Consider the following 19,943-nt stretch of genomic DNA (forward strand, 5'->3'; position numbering starts at 1 on the left):
CGTCCGGATTCAGTCCGGTTTCGAGGCGCGCCGGTTGCGATAATGGCGCGCGGCGAGCGTCGCGCCGAGGATGAAGCCGCCGGGCGCGAGCAATATTACCGCAGCCAGTCCGGCGCGATTGAGCCGTTTGCGCCGCTTGTCGGCGCGGTCGTCGCCCTTCACACCATGAAGCTTTCGCCGCAGCCGCACGCGCCCCTAGCATTGGGGTTGTTGAACTGGAAGCCGGCGGCGAAATCGTCCTCGACCCAGTCCATCGTCGATCCGATCAGATAGAGCACCGATCCGGCATCGACGAAAAAGGTGCCGCCCGGCGTCTCGATCTTCTCGTCCATCGGATCGGCCTTGGTCACATAATCGACCGAATAGGCGAGCCCCGAACAGCCGCGGCGCGGCGTCGACAGCTTCACGCCGATCGCATCCTCGGGCGCCTTCGCCATCAGGTCGGCGATGCGCTGTTCGGCCGCCGGCGTCAGGATGATCGCGGCGGGGCGTTCGCGGGTCTTGGTGGCCATTTCGCTTCTTCCTTCCTCGGCCAAAGCACCACTTTGGCCGAAACTGCTTATAGCATGCCCAGTTCGAGCTTGGCGTCGTCGGACATCTTCTGCGGGTCCCAGGGCGGGTCCCACACCAGATTGACCTCCGACGTGCCGACGCCGGGCACCGCACCGACACGCAGTTCGACCTCGGCCGGCATCGATTCGGCGACCGGGCAATGCGGCGTCGTCAGCGTCATCGTGACGACGGCGTGCCCGTCTTCGGTCACCTCGACCCCGTAGATCAGCCCGAGATCGTAGATATTGACCGGGATTTCGGGGTCGTAAATTTCCTTCAGCGCATCGACTACGGCTTCGTACACATCGCCGCCCGGCTGCCCCTCGGGATGCGGTTCGGGCTTTTTGGCGAGAAACCCTTCGAGATAATCGCGCTTGCGCTCGAAGGTGTCGCGCGGGGACGCGTCCTCGACGCGTGCCTTGGGCGGCGCTTCGACCGATTCGACTTCCTCGACTGCAATCTTGCGTTCTTCGTTCATCCGAAGATCCTCGTTACCCGTTCAATTCCGGTTGCCAGCGCGTCGACATCGGCAGCGCTGTTATAGACGCCGAAGCTCGCCCGCGCCGTCGCCTCGATGCCCAGCGCCTCCATCAGCGGCTGGGCGCAATGATGGCCCGCGCGGATCGCCACGCGGCTCTCGTCCAATATGGTGCCGATATCGTGCGGATGTACCCCGTGCATCGAGAAACTGACGATTCCCGCCGAATCTTCAGGACCATAGACGCACAGCGAATTGATCTGCGACAGCGCCTCTCGCGCACGCGCCACCAGCGCGCTCTCGTGCGCGTGGATGCGATCGAGGCCGATATCGGCGACATAATCGATCGCCGCATGCAGGCCGAGCGCACCGACGATATGCGGCGTGCCCGCCTCGAACCGGCCCGGCGGCGGCGCATAGGTCGTGCGTTTGAACGAAACCTTGTCGATCATCGATCCGCCGCCCTGATAGGGGGGCATCGCCTCGAGCAGGTCGGGCCGCGCCCACAGCACGCCGATGCCGGTCGGGCCGTAGAGCTTGTGCCCTGAAAACACGTAGAAATCACAGTCGAGTGCCGCGACATCGACCGTCATCCGCGGCACCGCCTGGCAGCCGTCGAGCAGTATCTTCGCGCCGACGCCGTGCGCGAGGTCGGCGGCGCGGCGCGCGTCGAGCACCGATCCGAGCACGTTGGATACATGCGCGAGCGCGACGAGCTTGTGCCTGGGCGTCAGCATCTCGGCCATCGCATCGAGATCGATGCGGCCGTCCTCGGTCAGCGGCACGACGTCGATCCCGGCACCGATATGCTCGGCGAGCATCTGCCACGGCACGATGTTCGAATGATGCTCGAGCGTCGAGAGCAGGATGCGGTCGCCCTCGCCAAGCTGCGTTCCCGCCCAGCACTGCGCGACGAGGTTGATCCCCTCGGTCGCGCCGCGAACGAAGACGATCTCGTCGGACGACCCGGCGCCGATAAAGTCGGCGACGCGCTTGCGCGCCGCTTCATAGGCGAGCGTCATGTCGGCCGATCGCTGATAGACGCCGCGGTGAACGGTCGCATAGGTTTCGCCGTAAGCTTTCGCGATGGCGTCCAGCACCGGCTGCGGCTTCTGTGCCGTCGCAGCGGTATCGAGATAGGCCCAGCCCTCGGGGATCGCCGGAAAGTCGGCGAGGACGTCGAGCGGGCGGGTGTCGGTGGTAATGGTCATGCGGCCCCCTTCCGAGCCTCAACCATGCGTTCGCTTCGAGCGAGGTCGAGAAGCGTATCGCGCGAACTGCGTGCCTCGACTTCGCTCGACACGAACGGAATCTGCAATTTCAGAACAACGATCAAAGCGCGCTCTCCAGCCAGCGATCGGCATTGTCGGCGAACGCCTCACGCACCGCCTCTTCACCGATCCGGTCGAGCGCATCGGCGACGAAGGCGCGGGTGAGCAGCGCTTGCGCGCGCGCGGGCGCGACGCCGCGGCTTTCGAGGTAGAACAGCGCGCGCTTGTCGAGTTCGCCGACCGTCGCGCCGTGCGCGCACTTCACGTCGTCGGCGAAAATCTCCAGCTCTGGCTTCAGGTTCACCGTTGCGCTGCGCTTCAGCAGCAGGCCGCGCAGGCTCTGCTCGCCATCGGTGTGCTGTGCATCGCGCGCGACCTCGACCCGCGCGGCAAGGCTGGCAGTCGAGGTATCGGCGGCAACCGCGCGCCAGATCTGCCTGCTCGACCCTTCGGGCTTTGCATGGTGGACGACGACGGCAGCCTCTTGCGACTGGCTGTCGCGGGTGAGCAGCGCGCCGCCCATTTCGGCAAAGGCGCCGTCGCCCGTCAGGCGCAGGTTGCCGTCGATGCGGCTGCCCATGTCGCCTGCGCCGAGAACGATCGAGACGAGGCTCGCCGCCTCGCCGATCTCCGCTTCGTCGCGCAGCGAGACGAACCCGCCCGATTGCAGCAGCCGAACCGAGCGCATCAGTCGTGCCCCGCGCGCCAGGTCGATCTGCGTCAGCCGGTTGGCCCAGCCGGTGCCGGCATAGGTCTCGACGATGCTTGCCGTTGCATCGGCCGCAAGCTCGATCCGCGCGGGCACATGGTTGGCGCCACCCGAGCCGAGATGGACGATCTGGATGCATGTCTTCGCACCGCCCTCGCCGACACGCAGCACCCAGCCGGCGCCAGCGGCACGACGGCCGAGCGGATGGTCGGTATCGGCGGAGAGCTGTTCGAGCGTCACCGGACCGGCATCGCTGCGCCCGGCCTGATATTCGCCATCGACGAAGACAAGGCGCGGGCCGTCGAGCCCGTCGATGAACCAGCCATCGGCGTCGGGCGCTTCGCCTGCGGGCGACTGCGCCGCCGCTTCGAGCGCGGCCATGTCGGACCAGCGCCACTCCTCCTGGCGCTTGGTGGGAAGGTCAAGCGTATCGGTCATTGCACCCGCTCCTCGGCCAGCTTCGCAATGCCCGCCTGGCGCGCGTCCTTCAGGCACTGAACCTGGCCGTCCGCAATCTGTTGCAGGCGGCGTGTCCGTTCGGCCTTGTCCTTTACCTGCGCCGTCATCTGTTCGACCCTGGCCTGCAGCGGGCCATAGCATTGTACCATCGCCTCGCACCCGATCGCGTCGATCGCCTTGTCGCCGGTCGACCGCGTCGTGCGACATTCAGGCTTGCCGTCGTGCATGCGGAAACGGCCGCGCCAGTCGCGCAGGCGCTTGCCGATGACCACGATCTCGTCATCGACCGCGGGCGCGGGAACCGCCGGAGGCGGCGCGGCCTGAAGCATCAGTGGCAACACAGCGATCACGCGGCCACCGCCTGATAGCCCTCGCGTTCGAGCTCTACCGCGAGTTCGGGGCCGCCCGACCGCACGATCCTGCCGGCGGCGAGAACATGAACCGCATCGGGTTCGACATATTCGAGCAGGCGCTGATAGTGCGTGATGAGCAGCACCGCCTTGTCGGGCTTGCGCATGATACGGTTGATGCCCTCGCCCACCGTCTTCAGCGCATCGATGTCCAGGCCGCTGTCGGTTTCGTCGAGGATGGCGAACTTGGGGTCGATGATGCCCATCTGGACCATCTCGTTGCGCTTCTTCTCGCCGCCCGAAAAGCCGACATTGACGGGGCGCTTGAGCATGTCCTGCTCCATGCCGAGCGCATCGGCCTGCGCACGGGCGCGCTTCAGGAATTCGCCGCCCGACAGCGGTTCCTCGCCGCGCGCCTTGCGCTGCGCATTCAGCGCCTCGCGCAGGAACTGGACGTTGGAAATGCCGGGAATCTCGACCGGATATTGAAAGCCCAGAAATACCCCGGCGGCAGCGCGCTCATGCGGTTCCATGTCGAGCAGGTTACGGCCCTCGAATTCGACCGACCCTTGCGTCACCTCATAACCGTCCCGGCCGCCGAGCACATAGCCGAGCGTCGATTTGCCCGCCCCGTTCGGCCCCATGATGGCGTGAATTTCGCCGGGGCGGATTTCGAGGTCGAGGCCTTTCAGGATTTCCTTGCCGTCGATTTCGGCGTGGAGGTTTTCAATCTTCAACATTCGAATTCGTCTTCCATTGCTGGCATCTGGGCGATCAGTCCGAAGCGTTTCCGCTGATCCTGATCGCGGGTTCGTGGGTTTCGTCCTTGGGCAGCGGCGGCAGCTTCACGATCTGGTCGGGCGTATCGCTTGCCGCCGTCTGCGCGGCGGGGCCGATTGCGGGATTGCTCACCGGCTCGGGCTTGGCGAGATCCGACAGGTCGATCTTGGCGATCGGTGCGGGCTTCGCCTTTTTCGGCTCGATCGCGGGCACCGCCGCCAGCGTATCGCCGCAAAACCGCTTGCCCGAATTGGCCGTGATGCAATCGGGCAGGTCCTGGCACGCCTTGTCGTCGATCCGCTGCACCCCGCTGGAAATGAGCACGCGGCAATTGTGCAGCCGCCCATCGGTACCCTTGTCGAACACCAGCGCGACCCGCCCGACCTTGGCGCGCACGACGATCTCGTTTTCGGCATCCGCAGGCGCACCGACGGGTTCCGCCGGAGCAGCCTGGAGCATGAGCGGGAGCAGCGCGACGATCATCGAATAACGCCTCCACGCGGCCGTCCCGTCACGAGATCCATCTTCATCCGACCGATCCCTCCAGCGAGATACCGAGCAGCTTCTGCGCCTCGACCGCGAATTCCATCGGCAGTTGCTGGAGCACTTCCTTGGCAAAGCCGTTCACGATCAGCGCGACCGCCGCTTCCTCGTCGAGGCCGCGGCTCGTGGCGTAGAAGAGCTGGTCGTCGGAAATCTTCGACGTCGTCGCCTCGTGCTCGATCTGCGCGCTCGGATTCTTCACCTCGATATAGGGCACGGTGTGCGCCCCGCAGGTATCGCCGAGCAGCAGCGAATCGCACTGGGTGAAGTTGCGGACATTTTCCGCAGTCGGCGCGACGCGGACGAGACCGCGATAGGTATTGTCGCTGCGCCCCGCCGAAATCCCCTTCGAGATGATCGTCGAGCGGCTGTTCTTGCCGTTATGGATCATCTTGGTGCCGGTATCGGCCTGCTGGCGGCCATTGGTCACCGCGACCGAATAGAATTCGCCGACGCTGTTTTCGCCGTTCAAGACACAGGACGGATATTTCCAGGTGATCGCGCTGCCGGTCTCGACCTGCGTCCAGCTTACCTTGCTGTTCCTGCCCTGGCACAGCGCGCGCTTGGTGACGAAATTATAGATGCCGCCCTTGCCGTTCTCGTCGCCCGGATACCAGTTCTGGACGGTCGAATATTTGATTTCGGCGTCGTCGAGCGCAACCAGTTCGACCACCGCCGCGTGGAGCTGGTTTTCGTCGCGCATCGGCGCGGTGCAACCTTCGAGATAGCTGACATAGGCGCCCTTGTCGGCGACGATCAGCGTGCGTTCGAACTGGCCGGTATTCTCCGCATTGATCCGGAAATAGGTCGACAGCTCCATCGGGCAGCGCACGCCTTCGGGCACATACACGAAGGTGCCGTCGGAAAAGACCGCGGCATTCAGGCAGGCGAAGAAATTGTCGCGCGTGGGCACGACCTTGCCGAGCCATTTCTTCACCAGGTCGGGATGCTTTTTGATCGCCTCCGAAATCGACAGGAAGATGACGCCCGCTTCTTCCAGTTCCTTGCGAAAGGTGGTGGCGACGCTGACCGAATCGAACACCGCATCGACCGCGACCTTGCGCGCTCCCTCGACGCCGGCGAGCACCTTCTGCTCCTCGATCGGGATGCCGAGTTTCTCATAGGTGCGCTTGATCTCGGGATCGAGTTCGTCGAGCGATTTGAGCGACGGCTTCTTCTTGGGCTCGGCATAGTAATAGGCGTTCTGGTAATCGACCATCGGGATGTCGAGTTTCGCCCAGTCGGGCTCGACCATCTCCTGCCACATGGCGAACGCCTTCAGCCGCCAGTCGAGCATCCATTCGGGCTCGCCCTTCTTGGCGGAAATGTAACGAACGGTGTCCTCGTTCAGCCCCTTGGGCGCGAGCTCCTGCTCTACGTCCGAGGTGAAGCCCCATTCGTATTTCTTGTTCGCGGCGGCGAGCGCCTCTGCATTCTTCGTTGCCATCTATGGATTCCCGTTGAGGCTGGCGAGCGTCACGCCGGCTAGCGCGCCCCTAACCGCCCCGTTGACCGCATTCCAGTGCGGCTTCACTCTGCATGTCTCTTCGACCGCGCAATCGTGACGTGCCTCATCCACACACGCGGTCAGCGCAATCGGCCCTTCGATCGCCTCGACGATGTCGGCGACGCTGATCGCCGCCGGCGGACGCGTCAGGCGAAAGCCGCCACCGGTGCCGCGCGCGCTTTCGACCAGTCCGGCCGAAGACAGCTTGCTGACCAGCTTTTGCACGGTCGGCAGCGGCAGCCCGGTCTCGTCCGAAAGCAATGTCGCGTTCAGCCGCCCGCTCGCACCGCAATGGCGCGCAGCCGCCGACATCATCACGACGGCGTAATCGGACAGGCTCGAAAGGCGCATTCATTCCCTTTGTCGGCGCCGCGCGGCGCAATCGGATCATTTCGTTCCGATTGGCATGTGGCGATAGCGCGTGCCCGCGTCAACCACGCGGCGACGGCTGTTTGTCAGGTATCGCTGATGATCGGCGCGACCTGGGCCTTGAGCGCAGTGCGCTGATTCATCGTCAGCTGCGCGAGCAGGCCGGGATGATCGTGCATCTGGCCCGGGGTCAGCCCGGTGAACTGCTTGATTTCGCGAATCAGGTGCGACTGGTCGTAAAAGCCGCGCTCGACCACCTCGGCGGGCGTCGCACCTTCTGCCACGAGTGCTACCGCGGCACGCAGCGCGCGATATTTGCGGGCGAGGAATTTGGGCGGCACGCCGTACAGCGCCTTGCATTTACGTTCGATCTGGCGCGCCGAAAGCCCGCTTGCCGCGACAAGCTGTTCGACATCGGGCGACGGGCTGTCGGCGAGCCAGGCGTCGACCAGCCGGACGAATTCTGCATGCGATTTTTCGCGCTGCGCGAGATCGAGCAGCAGCGGCTCGACGATCGCGACCATGCTCTTGATATCGCGCACGGTGGCCAACGCCCGCGCCACCGCGATGATTTCGTCGCCCAGCAGCTCGCGCGCGCCGACGACGCGGTTGAGCATCGACGACGCATCGGTGCCGATCAGCGCCGCCCACCCGGCCGGGGTCAGCCCCATGCCGAAAACGCGCACGGGCCCGTCGACGCGCACCTGCATCGGGCCACTTGTCGGGCCGATGACGTGAAGCGGGGGCGCGGAAAGGACATTTCCGTTCGCGAACGTATATTCGGCTTTGCCCGGCGTCAGGCGAAACCGCAACTGCGCATGGTCGGCGCGCTCGGTATCCTCGAAGAACGGGACCTCCGCGCGAAACCGATAGAAAAGCGTCACGTAATCGGACATCGCCGATGACGGGACATCATACTCTAGTTCGACTTTTTCCATCCCTGTTCGCCCCGTAAAGAGGCGTCGCCGCCGACCATAATACTATTCTTTACATAAGAAAAGCGGCCCTACCCTTTCGGGTGGGGCCGCTAGACAAGGTCCCTGAGAAACGGAACCTTTCGGGTCGCAAGTATTGGGTAACCCCCTTCGACCGATTCGGTCTTGGATGGATTCGACAGAATCGAAAAAAATGTCTCGATTTTGGACTTTGCCCGAAGCGTGACGCCGTGCCAAAGCGCCCGGCGATGCTTTTTCCGCTGGTCCGCCCCGCGCTGTTCGCGCTTGATCCCGAACGTGCACACCGCCTGACGGTGCGTGCGCTTGCCGCCTGGGGAGCGGTAGGAACGCCGCTGGGATCGTCCAACAGCGACGCTATGTCGGTGGAAGTCGCGGGGCTTCGCTTTCCCAACCGGGTCGGTCTGGCGGCGGGCGTCGACAAGGATGCGGAGGCGATCGACGGGTTCCTCGCACTCGGCTTCGGCAGCGTCGAAGTCGGCACGCTCACGCCGCGACCACAGCCGGGCAACCCCGCGCCGCGGCTGTTCCGCCTGGTCGAAGATCGCGGCGTCATCAACCGGATGGGCTTCAACAATGGTGGCCTCGACGCCGCGCTGGATCGCGCGCGAGCAGCGAAACGGCGCGGCATTCTGGGCATCAATGTCGGCGCCAACAAGGATTCGGCCGACCGTATCGCAGATTATGCCTATGGCGTCGGCAAGGCGGCGGCGGTCGGCGATTATGTGACGATCAACATCAGTTCGCCCAACACGCCGGGGCTACGCGACCTGCAGGATCCGGCCATGCTCGGCGAATTGCTTGCGCAGTGCGACGGCGCGCGCAAGGGCGAATGGGGCCGGCGGCCGCTGTTCCTGAAGATCGCGCCCGACCTCGACCGCGACCAGATCGGTGCGATCGTGCGCACCGCGATCGACGGCGGCGTCGATGCCCTGATCGTGTCGAATACGACGATCTCGCGCCCGGCAACGCTCAAATCGCGATATGCCGGCGAAAGCGGCGGTTTGTCCGGGGCGCCGCTCCGCGACCTCGCGCGCGCAAAGCTGACCGAGGTCCGCGATGCCGCGGCGGACGCGCTGCCGCTGATTTCGGTCGGAGGCATCGATTCGGCCGATGAGGCAATGCGCCGGCTCGAATCGGGTGCCAGCCTCGTCCAGCTCTATTCCGCGCTCGTCTATCGTGGTCCCGGCCTCGCCCGCGCGATGGTCAGGGGGCTGGCGCGCGCTTCGACATAGCGGCTATGCCGCCCCGGCAAAGGACGTTACGGTTGCGCGCCATGAAAAGACTTCTGCTTGCTCTGCTCGCCCTTGCCCTCCCCGCCAGCCTTTCCGCACAAGACGCTCCGCCACCCAAACCCTCGATCAACCCCTCGACCGATCAGGGCATTGTCAGCGCCGCCGATCCGCGCGCCGTGGCCGCCGGTGTCGAGATGCTCCGCGAAGGCGGCAGTTCGACCGACGCCGCGATTGCGACGATGCTCGCGCTCAACGTCGTCGAGCCGTATAATTCGGGCATAGGCGGCGGCAGCTTCCTGCTCCATTCCGACGGCAAGACCGGCAGCACGACCAGCTTCGACGGCCGCGAAACCGCGCCCGCCGCCGCCGATGGCAAATGGTTCTACGCCGATGACGGCACGCCGATGAGCCATGCCGAGGCGGTGCCCGGCGGGCGCAGCGTCGGCATCCCAGGCGACCTGCGCATGTGGGCAAAGGCGCACGAACAGTTCGGCAAGCTGCCCTGGAAAAAGCTGTTCGAACCGGCGATCCGGCTGGCGCGCGGCGGGTTCGAGATCACCCCGCGCCTCTACCGCGCCTTCATGATCGGCGGCGACCATATCGATGCTGCGGCGAAGAAGCTGTTCACCGATGCCGACGGCAACTGGCTGCCGGTGGGCACCTGGCTCCAGAACCCGGCACAGGCCGACCTCCTCCAGAGCATCGCCGATCACGGCGCCGACTATTTCTATATCGGCCCGGTCGCGCAAAAGATCGTCACCACCGTCAACAATGCCGAGCGCAATCCGTCGAAAATGACGACGGGTGACCTTGCCAGCTATGACGCGAAGGAACGCCCCGCGGTGTGCGAGACCTATCGCGGCTACCGCGTGTGCAGCATGGGGCCGCCATCATCGGGTGGCATCACCGTGCTGATGATTCTGAAGCAGCTCGAACGCTTCGACATGACCAGGCTGGGCAAGGACAGTCCGGTCGCATGGCACCTGTTCGCCGAATCGCAGCGCCTCGCCTTTGCCGACCGCAACCGTTACATCGCCGACAGCGATTATGTGCATGTTCCGATCAAGGGTCTGCTCGACCCGTCCTATCTCGCGAAACGGTCGCGGCTGATCTCACCCGACAGCACGCTCGGCACGTACCAGCCCGGCCATCCGGCGGGCGCACCGCCGCGCATCACCGCGCCGCAGAGCGAGGTCCCGGGCACCAGCCATGTCGTCGCGGCCGACAAATGGGGTGGCGTCACCTCGGTCACCACGACGATCGAGGGCTATTTCGGGTCGGGCCTGACGATCGACGGCACCTTCCTCAACAATGAACTAACCGATTTCGACATCGTGCCCGCGCAGGACGGCTATCTGGTCGCCAACCGCGTCGAGGGCGGAAAGCGGCCGCGCAGTTCGATGTCGCCAACCATCGTCTATGGCCCCGACGGCAAGGTACGGCTGGCGGTCGGCGCCGCGGGCGGCCCGACGATCATCGGCCAGGTCGCCAAGGCGATCATCGGCGTGATCGACTGGCACCTGTCGGCGCAGGACGCGATCGGGCTGGGCCTGATCTACGCGCCCGGCCCCGGCGGCGCGGCCGAAGCGAACACGCAGTTCGCGGCCATGATGCCCACCTTCGCCAAGCTGGGCGAACATCTGAAGATCGTCCCGCTGGGGCTGAAGGCCAACGCCATCGAGCGTGTCGACGGCCGCTGGGTCGGCGCTGCGGACCCGCGCAGCGAAGGCATCGCAATGACCCAGGACGGCCGCGCCACGCGGATCGTCCGCACCGGCGACGACAAGAATCGCCCCGCCGAATAGGCAGCAACAGACAGACAAAAACAAACAGCGGCCCCCGCCCGTCCCCAGGAGAGACCATGCGCACGCTCGAACATTTTCCCAATCTGGTCACGATGTTCTTCACCCGTGCACGCGAACAGGCCGATCAGCCGTTCCTGTGGCGAAAGCAGTCGGGCAAATGGCAGTCGATCAGCTGGGGAGAGGCGGCGAAACAGGTCGCGGCGCTCGCCACCGCGCTGAAGGCCAAGGGCCTGCAACCCGGCGACCGGGTAATGCTGGTCAGCGAAAACCGCCCCGAATGGTGCATCAGCGACCTCGCTATCATGGCCGCGGGGTGCGTGACGGTGCCGACCTATATCACCAATACCGAACGCGACCACGCGCACATCATCGAGAATTCGGGCGCGGCTGCGGTGATCGTTTCCACCGCCAAGCTCGCCAAGACGCTGATGCCTGCGGTGCTGCGCTCGGTGGCGGTCCGGCTCGTCATCGGCATCGACGACATCCGCATGGGGCAGGTCGGCGCAAGCGATCATTGCCACTGGCGCGACTTGATCGACGAACATGCCACCGACCCCGCCAAGGTCGCGGCCACGGCGACGTTCGACCGGGACGATCTCGCCTGCATCATCTACACCAGCGGAACCGGCGGCGCGCCGCGCGGGGTGATGCAGCATCACGGCGCGATCCTGCACAATTGCGAAGGCTGCGTTACCGTGATCTCGGAAGATTTCGGCTGGGAGGACGAGGTCTTTCTGTCCTTCCTGCCGCTCAGCCACGCCTATGAACATACCGGCGGACAGCATTTCCCGATCGCGCTCGGTGCGCAGATCTATTACGCGGAGGGGCTCGACAAGCTCGCTTCCAATATCGAGGAAACCAGGCCGACGATCATGGTCGTGGTGCCGCGCCTGTTCGAAGTGCTGCGGACGCGCATCACCAAGGCGATCGAGAAACAGGGCAAGATGCCCGCCTATCTGCTCGACCGCGCCGTGTCGATTGGCGCAAAGGCCAAGGACGGCCGCGTTCCGCTGTACGACCGGCCGATGCAGATGATCCTGAACCGCACGCTCTTGCCCAAGATCGCGCAGCGTTTCGGCGGGCGGATGAAGGCGATGGTGTCGGGCGGCGCGCCGCTCAACCCCGAAGTCGGAACCTTCTTCCAGTCGCTCGGCCTCACCTTCCTCCAGGGCTATGGCCAGACCGAGGCTGCGCCGGTGATTTCCTGCAACCGGCCAAGTGCCGGGCTGAAGATGGACACGGTCGGCCCGCCGCTGAAAAATACCGAGGTTCGCATCGCCGAGGATGGCGAGATCCTGGTGCGCGGCGAACTCGTCATGCACGGCTATTGGCGCAACGAGGCGGAAACCGCGCGCGTGTTGAAGGATGGCTGGCTGCACACCGGCGATGTCGGCGAGATCGACGAGCGCGGGCGGATCAGGATCACCGACCGCAAGAAGGACCTCATCATCAACGACAAGGGCGACAATGTCGCGCCGCAAAAGGTCGAGGGGATGCTGACGCTGCGTCCGGAGATCATGCAGGCGATGATCGCCGGCGACCGCAAGCCCTATATGGTCGCCGTGATCGTGCCCGATCCCGAATGGACCGCAGAATGGTGCGCGAAGAATGCAGAGACCTGCGACTTCGCCAAGCTCGCACAGGATCACGACTACCGCGCGGCGATCGGCCATGCGGTGGAGCGCGTCAACAGGGACCTGTCGCAGATCGAGCGTATCCGCCGCTTCATCATCGCCGACGAGCCCTTCGCCATCGAGAATGAGCAGCTCACGCCATCGCTCAAGATTCGCCGCCACGTGCTGCGCCGCGTCTATGGCGAGCGGCTCGACGCGCTCTATCGGGGCTGATCGTCAGACGACATCGGCGGGCGTGATGTTGATGATGACCGCGCGGACGGTTGCGAAGACCAGCAGCACCGTCGCAACGAGCAGCGACGACAAGATGCCGACCATCGCGAACTGGATGCGGTAGAGCCAGATGAACCACGGTGCGCTGAGATTGTCGAACTCGCCGACCGGCAGCGTGAGCAGAAGCAGCAATACGACCGCACCGAGCAGCGTCGCCGTCGACAGCGCCGAAATCCGGTACACGTTGCGGTAGAATTCATCCGAAAACTCGGCTTCAGACCTGCGCGCCATCCCGATCAGCGTCAGCATCAGCGCAAGCGTCGTGGCCGAAGCGGTCGCGATCGCCGACCCGAAATACAGCGCCGACTGGGCAAGCTGACCGATCAGGTCGATCGCCTTTGCGTCCGAATAGATCCGCCCGACCGCCATATAGGCAGCGATGGTGAGGAGCATCGTGGCGCTGCCGCCGATCCAGGCAAGGGGACGTGCTTTCATGCCGCCCCAATGCGGCGGTTGCCCGCCGGGTTCCGCCGCCCCTATTCGGGCGCCTCGTCCTTCGGCAGCACGATCATGCTCCAATCCTTGTCGGGCCGGAGATATTTCGCGGCCAGTGCCTGGATTTCGGCGGGCGTCGTCTGGACGATGTCGGTCGGCAATGTGTCGATGGCCGCGATGCGGCGCGGATCGGTCGAGCCACCCTTGGTCTGGTCCATCCAGAAGATATTGCCCGTCGACATGCGGATGACGAGTTGCTTGAGCGGCTTGATCGCGCGGTCGAGCTCGTCCTGGCTTACCGGATTGGCGGCAAGATCGGCGGCGATACCGCGCGCCAGCCGGAAGAACAGATCGGTCTTCGCCGGCGGAACCAGCCCGACCGCGAGCACGTCGCCCCCCGACGGCAAGCCCACCGGCCATTCGTTGACGACCTGCGGCGTATAGCTTGCCCCGGCTTCGGAGCGGAGCTGGTCGAGCAGCCGATCGCGGAAGATCGCAGCGAGCAGTTCGAGCTTGCGGCTTTGCGAAATCTGTTCGACGCCGCCGCCCGTCGGCCAGGCGATTACCGCTGCCGCCTGATCGTCCTTGCCGCCGTGATAGCGGACCACGGGAGTGGCGTCGTGATCGGGAAAGCGGACCGGCGCGGGATCGAGATTGTCGTTGGCGGCGCGCGGCTTCAGCGCGCCGAACGACTTTGCCACCGCGTCGATGATCGAGCGCTTGTCCGCATCACCGAACACCTGCACCTCGACCGGGCCGCTTGCGAGAATCGGCGCCCAGAAATCGCGAAACGCCTGCGGCGTCAGATCGGCCACGGCCTTGCGCGGGGGCGTCGCCCAGCGCGGATCGCCATCGCGCAGCAGCCCGCGCAGATCGCGTGCGATCACCCCGTTGGGCGAGGCCGACAGGCTGTCATAGCTCGCCAGCGTCACCGCCCGGGCACGCTTGACCGGATTGGGGTCCCAGCCCGGCCTGGCGAGCTTGGCGGCGATGAGGCGCAACTGATCGGCAAGGTCGGCGGCGGTCGTCGTCGCGCTGAATTCGAACGCGTCATTGTCGATGCCGAAATCCATGCCGATCTGGCGGTCACCGGTCAGCCGGTCGATATCGTCCTGCGTCAGGTCGCCGATGCCGCTCGCCGCGAGTGCGATGTCGCCCGACCATGCCGGCGTCACGCGGTCGCCGGGCAGCGCGTTATAGCCATGGCCGAAGCGGACGCGGACATAGACCTTGCCCGCTTCCGACGTGTTGGGAAACATCAGCAGGTTGACGCCGTTCGCGAATGTTACCTGTTCGATGTCGGGATCGGTCATCACCGCCTTGCGCGCGGTGACGGTGCCCGGCTTGCCGAGGCTGGGCAAATCATCCCAGCCGACCTTGCGCGCGGAGGCGCGGGCACCGGCCGCGCCTGACACATCCTCCTTCAACGCGGCGGCGAGCTCGGCGGGGGCCTGCGGGTCCGGTTTCGGGGTGTTGACGATGGCGCGCACCGCCACGCCGTCGAACACCTTTTTCGACGATGCCAGCACATTGGCGGGGGTGAAGAACTTCTTGGCGACCGCACCTTCGAGGATCTTGAGCGAGGTTTCCGATGTCGTCAGCGTTTCGTGGATATCGACGGCATCGACCATATTGTCGGCCTGTCGCGCGCCTGCCTCGCCGGCCGACGTGGCGACCGCATTCTTCATCACCGCCAGAATCTCGTTCACCTCACGATCGATCTCGGCCTGGCTCGGAGGGTTGGTTCTGGCATCGGCGATGACCGCGCGAACGTCGTGCAGCGCCTTTTGCCAGTCGTCGCCGACCGGCAGGACGGACACCGTCGTCACATTGGCCGATCGCGACACGTCGTCGAGCGAGACATTGGCGGTGATATAGCTGCCGCCGCTGCGCGCCCTGCGTTCGAGCCGGCGATTGACGATGCGCACCGCGACCATGTCGATCATGCGCTTCTGATTGAAGATGATGGTGTCGTCGCCCACCGTCCAGGGCCGGACATAGGCCAGCCCGACGACGGGCGGAAAGGCCGGTTCGACGATATTGGCGCTGACCGGTTCGTTCGGATCGGGCTTGCCGAAATCGGGCGTCTTCGGATCAGGCCCCTTGCCCTGCCAGCCGGCGAAATGCTTCTTGATCATCTGCACGAACAGCGCCGGGTCCATGTCGCCTGAAATCACGATCACCGTGCGGTCGGGGCGATACCAGCGATCGTGGAAGGCCTGCACCGATGCCGGGGTCGCCGCCTGCAACGATTTGATCGTGCCGATCGGCGAGCGATCTGCCAGCGGCTGACCGGCGAAGAACAATTCGCGGCTGGCGTCGCCGAAGCGGACCTGTGCGCTCGGCTGTTCGCGCTGTTCGGCAAGGACGACGGGGCGCTCGGCATCCAGCGCCTTCTGGTCGAGGTCGGGCGCCTCCATCATCCCGGCAAGGATGTGCATGCTCTCGTCGAGACTGGCATCGTTCGCGGACGGAAGGTCGAGTTGATAGACGGTCTGGGTGAAGGTGGTCGATGCGTTGGTATCCGACCCGAACGTGACGCCGAGGCGCTGCCAGATGCGTTTCGATTCCATGTCGCCGGCATATTCCGACCCGCGGAACGACAGATGCTCGATCAGGTGTGCATAGCCGCGCTGATCCTCGCTTTCCATCAACGACCCCGCATCGATGCGCACGCGGATCGACACCTGGCCCGGTGGAACGCCGTTGCGCCGCACCGCATAGCGCAAGCCGTTGGGCAACACGCCGAAGGTCCAGTCCGGGTGCGGCGGGAGGTCGCTGCCCTGATAGAGCCAGGGTTTTTGCGAATCGGGCGCCAGGTTGGGCTTGATCGGCGCATCGGGCTGCGCCGCGGCGGGCGCTGTCTGAGCGATTGCCGGCAGCGGCAGCGCAATTGCGATGAGGGCGGGAAGTGCGGCGCCGAGCGCGCGGGACAGAAAACGCATGATCGCCAAACTACCCTGCCCGGCGCCGATCCGCCAGCGCCATCGAAATAGCCCCGATGCGCGGTTTTGGGCACCGCTGCGCCATTATTTGGTCCCAAGTTCGCGCTATCCGATTCTTCGGTTCCGGATTGTCCCGCCGCGAGTGATACGCCGCGCGGCGCCGACATTGCGGTTCGGAAGGACGATTTTTACTGCACCGGGTATTTCTGGCGTGACGTTCGAAGCATCGACCCGCGACAAGAATTTGTGGCCGAAATCCGGCCATGGAGCGCCTGCGCTGCGTGCCGAACCCGGTCGTCCGCTGATTATCCGCATCGGCAAGCGGCTGCGCGGCCTGTTCGACCGGCTGATCGAGCGATCTTCGCTGGTTTCGAACGATCCCGTACTCGACGTGCGCGAGTTCGAATGGACCGCGATGCTGCGCGGCAACTGGCGCACGATCCGCGACGAAGCGATGCGCGTGGCGTTGCAGAGCGGAGCCTCCCCATCGCTTGCGACCATCTCGCCCGATCACCGGGCGATCGCGCAGGTCGATATGTGGAAATCCTATTTCCTGTGGGGCTATGGCTTTCCGATCGAGGAAAATCTGGCGCGCTGCCCCGAAACGGCGAAGCTCGTCGCGCGCATTCCGCGGCTGAACAGCGCGTTCTTCTCGATCCTCGAACCCGGCACGCACATCCCCGCGCATCGCGGCGTCACCAAGGGACTGATTACCTGTCACCTCGGCCTTGCCGTGCCGCGCGACGGCGATGTACGGATGCGCGTCGGCAACCGCGTCGTGCGGTGGTCCGAAGGCGAAACGCTGGTGTTCGACGATACCTATGATCACGAAGTCTGGAACGATACCAATGGAACGCGCGTGGTCCTGCTGATCCAGTTCGAACGCCCGCTTCGCAACCCCGGCAAATGGGTCGCCGACCTGTTCCTCGGCGCGGTGCGGCGCTCCGCCTTCGTGCAGGAGGCGCGGCGTAACCTCGCGCACTGGAACGCCGCGCTGAAGCAGCTCGACATCTGACATGACCACGCAGCAAACGCCGCCCCCGGCGATCGTCCTCGTGCGCCCCCAACTGGGCGAGAATATCGGCAAGGCGGCGCGCGCCATGCTCAATTTCGGGCTGACCGAATTGCGCCTGGTGTCCCCGCGCGACGGCTGGCCCAACCCGTCCGCCGGCCCGGCCGCAAGCGGAGCGGATATCGTACTCGAAGGCGCAAAGGTCTTCGACAGCGTCGCCGATGCGACCGCCGATTGTGCACATGTCTTTGCCACCACGGTCCGCAAGCGCGGCGTGGTGAAGCCCGTGCTGACGCCCGAAGAAGCCGGCAAGCAGATCCATGCCGGGCCGGGCAAGTCTGCGATCCTGTTCGGCCCCGAGCGCTCGGGGCTGGAAACCGACGACGTCGCGCTGGCGCGGACGATCATCACGGTGCCGATCAATCCCGAGTTCAGTTCGCTCAACCTCGCCCAGGCGGTGATCCTCGTCGCGTATGACTGGTCGCGCACACAGACGCTCGCCAGCCCCACCGAAACCGAAATCGACCCGCCCGCACCGCAGGCGGAGCTCGAAGGGATGATCGGCCAGCTCGAGGCGATGCTCGAACCGGCCGGCTATTTCCGTCCGCCCGAACGTACCACGGCGACGAAACGCGCGCTTCGCGGCCTCCTGACCAAGCCCCGCTGGAGCTCGCAGGAAGTGCGCACGCTGCGCGGCGTGCTGTCGGCGCTCGGTGGACGTAAAGGACCGCGCGACACCTGATCCCCGACGCGAGCCGGACCACACCCCCTTGCATCGGCGAACCCGCACAAATATGTAACGTTATATTATCACATACTTATGGAGTGCCTGCGTTGGAATCGGCCAAATCCGACTGGCTCGACCGTGCGTCGATCACCGCTTCGTTCCTGTGCCTGATACACTGCCTGGCGCTGCCGCTGATCCTGTCGGCGCTGCCCGCACTGTCGCGCATCCTTGCCATACCCGAGAGCTTCCACATCTGGGTGCTCGCCTTCGCCGTTCCGGCAAGCGGTATCGCGCTCGTATCGGGCCGTGCTCGGCACGGCGCGAGCCGGACGCTGATTCTGGGCGCAGCCGGCCTCGCGCTGCTCGCAATCGGCGCTCTGCTTTATGGCGGCACGGGCTGGGAGACTCCGACCACGGTCGCCGGGAGCCTGGTGCTGACCGCAGCGCACGTCATCAACTGGCGGCTGCGCCAACGATGCGGCTGCGACACCGCTTCAGCCTGACGGCGACCGCGGCCCCATTTCATAGTCGATCCGGATCCGGACCCACGCACCGATCTGCGGCACGCCACCGATCTGTGGGGGGCGAACACGAAACTGGAAGGCCGCGGCGAGCACCGCCTGTGCGATACCCGATCGCTCGGGATATTCATCGACCTTCACGCAATCCTCGACCCGGTAATGCGGCGCGGTCTTGCAGGCGATCATCCCCCAGCCCGGCCCTTTGGCCGCCGACAGGAACCCGCTGAGTTCATCGTCATACGGCTCGCGATACCAGGAGGCGGCATAAAGCGGCTCGCCGTGCGGTCCCGATCCGGAAACGCGCGGCGTATCGCCCGCGTTCACGGCGTAGCGCGGATCAGCCACCGGCCCATAGACCCTGGCCGGCTTGCTTGGCTTCGCAGGAGGAGCCGGGGTCGGCCGGGATATGTCGGTGGAGGCCATCTGGTCCGGTGCCAGCTCGATCATCGCCGGCGGGGCCTTTTCCGGCTGCGACGGAGACGGCGGCTGAGGCTCGGGCGCCTGTGCCGGCTTCGGCGGCTTTGGCTGCGTATGCTCCGGTGTCTTCGCCGCTTCGCTGTGTTCGGGCGCGGGCGGCTCCGGATTTTCGTCGGGTACCGCGTCGGGCGCTACGTTGAAGGTCACAAGCGGAACCTGGGCCTTTTCATCAACGAGGCGCGGCGCGAGCGTGAGCAACAGGAGCGCGACCAACCCCTCGGCCAGCAGCGCCAGCAAGACCCCCGAAGCGCGCTGACCGAGACGCGATCGCATCCGGTCGCGCAGCGAATCGAACCTGGAACGGATTGCAGCGAAAATAGAACTCGACCCTCGACCCGGCGCGGCACCCGATTCCTTCGGGCACCGCAACGCGACCGCGCGATAGGCCCGCAATGCGTCGAAATCATGTCGCGCACCCCGGCGCGGGGCTTATCGCTCGTCGAATTTCACGAATTCATAGGCGATCGAGCCCTCGACGAGCGTCTCCCAGACGTCGCCGATGACCGATTCGGGAATACCGGCGTCGCGGGCATGCGCACGGGCATTGGCGATCACCGCCGCCTTGCGCGCTTCGTCGCGAACCTGATCGCGCTGCGGCTTGATGCGCGCAGCCGCGTTCATATAGCCGAACCGGCGAGTAAGCAGCGCCACGATCTGCCGGTCGACATCGTCGACGCCGGCGCGGACCTCTGCCATGGTGGTGCAATCTTCGGGAGCGAGTATCGTCGTCATTCCCGGCTAGTGGCGGCGCGCCACGCGCCTGTCCAGCTTGACTTGCACGCCCCCTGCGGCTAGCAGCGCGCTTCTCGCAATCGGCCCCGCACCCCGGTGAAGCGGTGGCCCTGCCGGTCCATACGGCCCCAGCAGGCGAGACCGGGATCGCGACCGTCGCCGAACCGATGGTCAAC

General features: G+C 65.3%; 21 protein-coding genes. 6 read left to right on the forward strand and 15 right to left on the reverse strand.

The genetic code is table 11. The features are described from left to right. Positions 1-9: 9 nt before the first annotated feature. From J7S20_RS08830 to J7S20_RS08880, 11 genes are all read right to left on the reverse strand, one after another. Positions 10-162: a hypothetical protein gene (locus J7S20_RS08830; RefSeq protein ID WP_284053871.1), complete on the reverse strand. Its 153-nt coding sequence runs from the start codon at positions 160-162 to the stop codon at positions 10-12. Next, a complete protein-coding gene (locus J7S20_RS08835; protein WP_284053872.1) occupies positions 159-512 on the reverse strand; it encodes a HesB/IscA family protein in 354 nt (117 codons plus the stop codon). Before J7S20_RS08835 ends, J7S20_RS08830 begins: the two co-directional genes overlap by 4 nt. A 47-nt stretch (positions 513-559) precedes the next feature. Beyond that, positions 560-1,030 (reverse strand): SUF system Fe-S cluster assembly protein, encoded by a 471-nt coding sequence (locus J7S20_RS08840; RefSeq protein ID WP_284053873.1) that lies wholly within the window; start codon positions 1,028-1,030, stop codon positions 560-562. Beyond that, the gene (locus J7S20_RS08845; protein WP_284053874.1) at positions 1,027-2,241 is read right to left on the reverse strand and encodes a cysteine desulfurase; all 1,215 of its coding nucleotides are present in this window, start codon (positions 2,239-2,241) and stop codon (positions 1,027-1,029) included. Before J7S20_RS08845 ends, J7S20_RS08840 begins: the two co-directional genes overlap by 4 nt. Before the next feature lie 121 nt (positions 2,242-2,362). Then, positions 2,363-3,448 (reverse strand): SufB/SufD family protein, encoded by a 1,086-nt coding sequence (locus J7S20_RS08850; RefSeq protein WP_284053875.1) that lies wholly within the window; start codon positions 3,446-3,448, stop codon positions 2,363-2,365. Next, positions 3,445-3,810, reverse strand: coding sequence for a hypothetical protein (locus J7S20_RS08855; protein WP_284053876.1), 366 nt, complete (start codon positions 3,808-3,810; stop codon positions 3,445-3,447). The genes J7S20_RS08850 and J7S20_RS08855 overlap by 4 nt, the downstream gene beginning before the upstream one ends. 5 nt (positions 3,811-3,815) lie before the next feature. After that, on the reverse strand, positions 3,816-4,559 hold the full coding sequence (gene sufC / locus J7S20_RS08860; protein ID WP_284053877.1) for a Fe-S cluster assembly ATPase SufC: 744 nt from the start codon (positions 4,557-4,559) through the stop codon (positions 3,816-3,818). Positions 4,560-4,593: 34 nt separating this feature from the next. Next, a complete protein-coding gene (locus tag J7S20_RS08865; RefSeq protein WP_284053878.1) occupies positions 4,594-5,082 on the reverse strand; it encodes an energy transducer TonB in 489 nt (162 codons plus the stop codon). A gap of 43 nt (positions 5,083-5,125) precedes the next feature. Continuing rightward, positions 5,126-6,589: a Fe-S cluster assembly protein SufB gene (gene sufB, locus J7S20_RS08870; protein WP_284053879.1), complete on the reverse strand. Its 1,464-nt coding sequence runs from the start codon at positions 6,587-6,589 to the stop codon at positions 5,126-5,128. Beyond that, a complete protein-coding gene (locus J7S20_RS08875) occupies positions 6,590-7,000 on the reverse strand; it encodes an SUF system Fe-S cluster assembly regulator (RefSeq protein WP_284053880.1) in 411 nt (136 codons plus the stop codon). 104 nt (positions 7,001-7,104) lie between these two features. Beyond that, a complete protein-coding gene (locus tag J7S20_RS08880; protein WP_284053881.1) occupies positions 7,105-7,956 on the reverse strand; it encodes a helix-turn-helix domain-containing protein in 852 nt (283 codons plus the stop codon). A gap of 245 nt (positions 7,957-8,201) precedes the next feature. On the opposite strand from J7S20_RS08880, the gene J7S20_RS08885 reads away from it, so the two are divergent. Genes J7S20_RS08885 through J7S20_RS08895 form a run of 3 tightly spaced genes read left to right on the forward strand, consistent with a single transcriptional unit; the run spans position 8,202 to position 12,858 of the window. Then, the gene (locus J7S20_RS08885) at positions 8,202-9,206 is read left to right on the forward strand and encodes a quinone-dependent dihydroorotate dehydrogenase (RefSeq protein WP_284053882.1); all 1,005 of its coding nucleotides are present in this window, start codon (positions 8,202-8,204) and stop codon (positions 9,204-9,206) included. Between the two features lie 41 nt (positions 9,207-9,247). Next, positions 9,248-11,011, forward strand: a complete 1,764-nt coding sequence (ggt, locus tag J7S20_RS08890) for a gamma-glutamyltransferase (protein ID WP_284053883.1) — start codon at positions 9,248-9,250, stop codon at positions 11,009-11,011. 56 nt (positions 11,012-11,067) lie between these two features. Further along, complete coding sequence (locus tag J7S20_RS08895) at positions 11,068-12,858, forward strand: AMP-dependent synthetase/ligase (RefSeq protein ID WP_284053884.1); 1,791 nt, start codon at positions 11,068-11,070, stop codon at positions 12,856-12,858. 3 nt (positions 12,859-12,861) lie between these two features. On the opposite strand, the gene J7S20_RS08900 is transcribed toward J7S20_RS08895, so the two are convergent. Both J7S20_RS08900 and J7S20_RS08905 read right to left on the reverse strand, forming a co-directional pair. Beyond that, positions 12,862-13,353, reverse strand: coding sequence for a hypothetical protein (locus J7S20_RS08900; RefSeq protein WP_284053885.1), 492 nt, complete (start codon positions 13,351-13,353; stop codon positions 12,862-12,864). A gap of 41 nt (positions 13,354-13,394) precedes the next feature. Further along, entirely contained in the window at positions 13,395-16,298 is a 2,904-nt protein-coding gene (locus J7S20_RS08905) for a M16 family metallopeptidase (protein WP_284053886.1), read from the reverse strand. A gap of 211 nt (positions 16,299-16,509) precedes the next feature. On the opposite strand from J7S20_RS08905, the gene J7S20_RS08910 reads away from it, so the two are divergent. The 3 genes from J7S20_RS08910 to J7S20_RS08920 all read left to right on the forward strand — a co-directional run bounded on the left by J7S20_RS08910 (position 16,510) and on the right by J7S20_RS08920 (position 18,540). Further along, positions 16,510-17,313: an aspartyl/asparaginyl beta-hydroxylase domain-containing protein gene (locus tag J7S20_RS08910; RefSeq protein ID WP_284053887.1), complete on the forward strand. Its 804-nt coding sequence runs from the start codon at positions 16,510-16,512 to the stop codon at positions 17,311-17,313. Position 17,314: 1 nt separating this feature from the next. Next, a complete protein-coding gene (locus tag J7S20_RS08915) occupies positions 17,315-18,052 on the forward strand; it encodes an RNA methyltransferase (RefSeq protein WP_284053888.1) in 738 nt (245 codons plus the stop codon). Between the two features lie 92 nt (positions 18,053-18,144). Beyond that, positions 18,145-18,540, forward strand: coding sequence for a MerC domain-containing protein (locus J7S20_RS08920; protein ID WP_284053889.1), 396 nt, complete (start codon positions 18,145-18,147; stop codon positions 18,538-18,540). Here the strand turns inward: J7S20_RS08920 and J7S20_RS08925 are convergent. Both J7S20_RS08925 and J7S20_RS08930 read right to left on the reverse strand, forming a co-directional pair. Further along, the gene (locus tag J7S20_RS08925) at positions 18,532-19,272 is read right to left on the reverse strand and encodes a hypothetical protein (protein WP_284053890.1); all 741 of its coding nucleotides are present in this window, start codon (positions 19,270-19,272) and stop codon (positions 18,532-18,534) included. The genes J7S20_RS08920 and J7S20_RS08925 overlap by 9 nt on opposite strands. Before the next feature lie 192 nt (positions 19,273-19,464). Further along, complete coding sequence (locus J7S20_RS08930) at positions 19,465-19,767, reverse strand: chorismate mutase (protein ID WP_284053891.1); 303 nt, start codon at positions 19,765-19,767, stop codon at positions 19,465-19,467. Between the last annotated feature and the right edge of the window lie 176 nt (positions 19,768-19,943).

It is taken from the genome of Stakelama marina (assembly GCF_018122655.1).
GTDB lineage: Bacteria > Pseudomonadota > Alphaproteobacteria > Sphingomonadales > Sphingomonadaceae > Sphingomonas > Sphingomonas marina.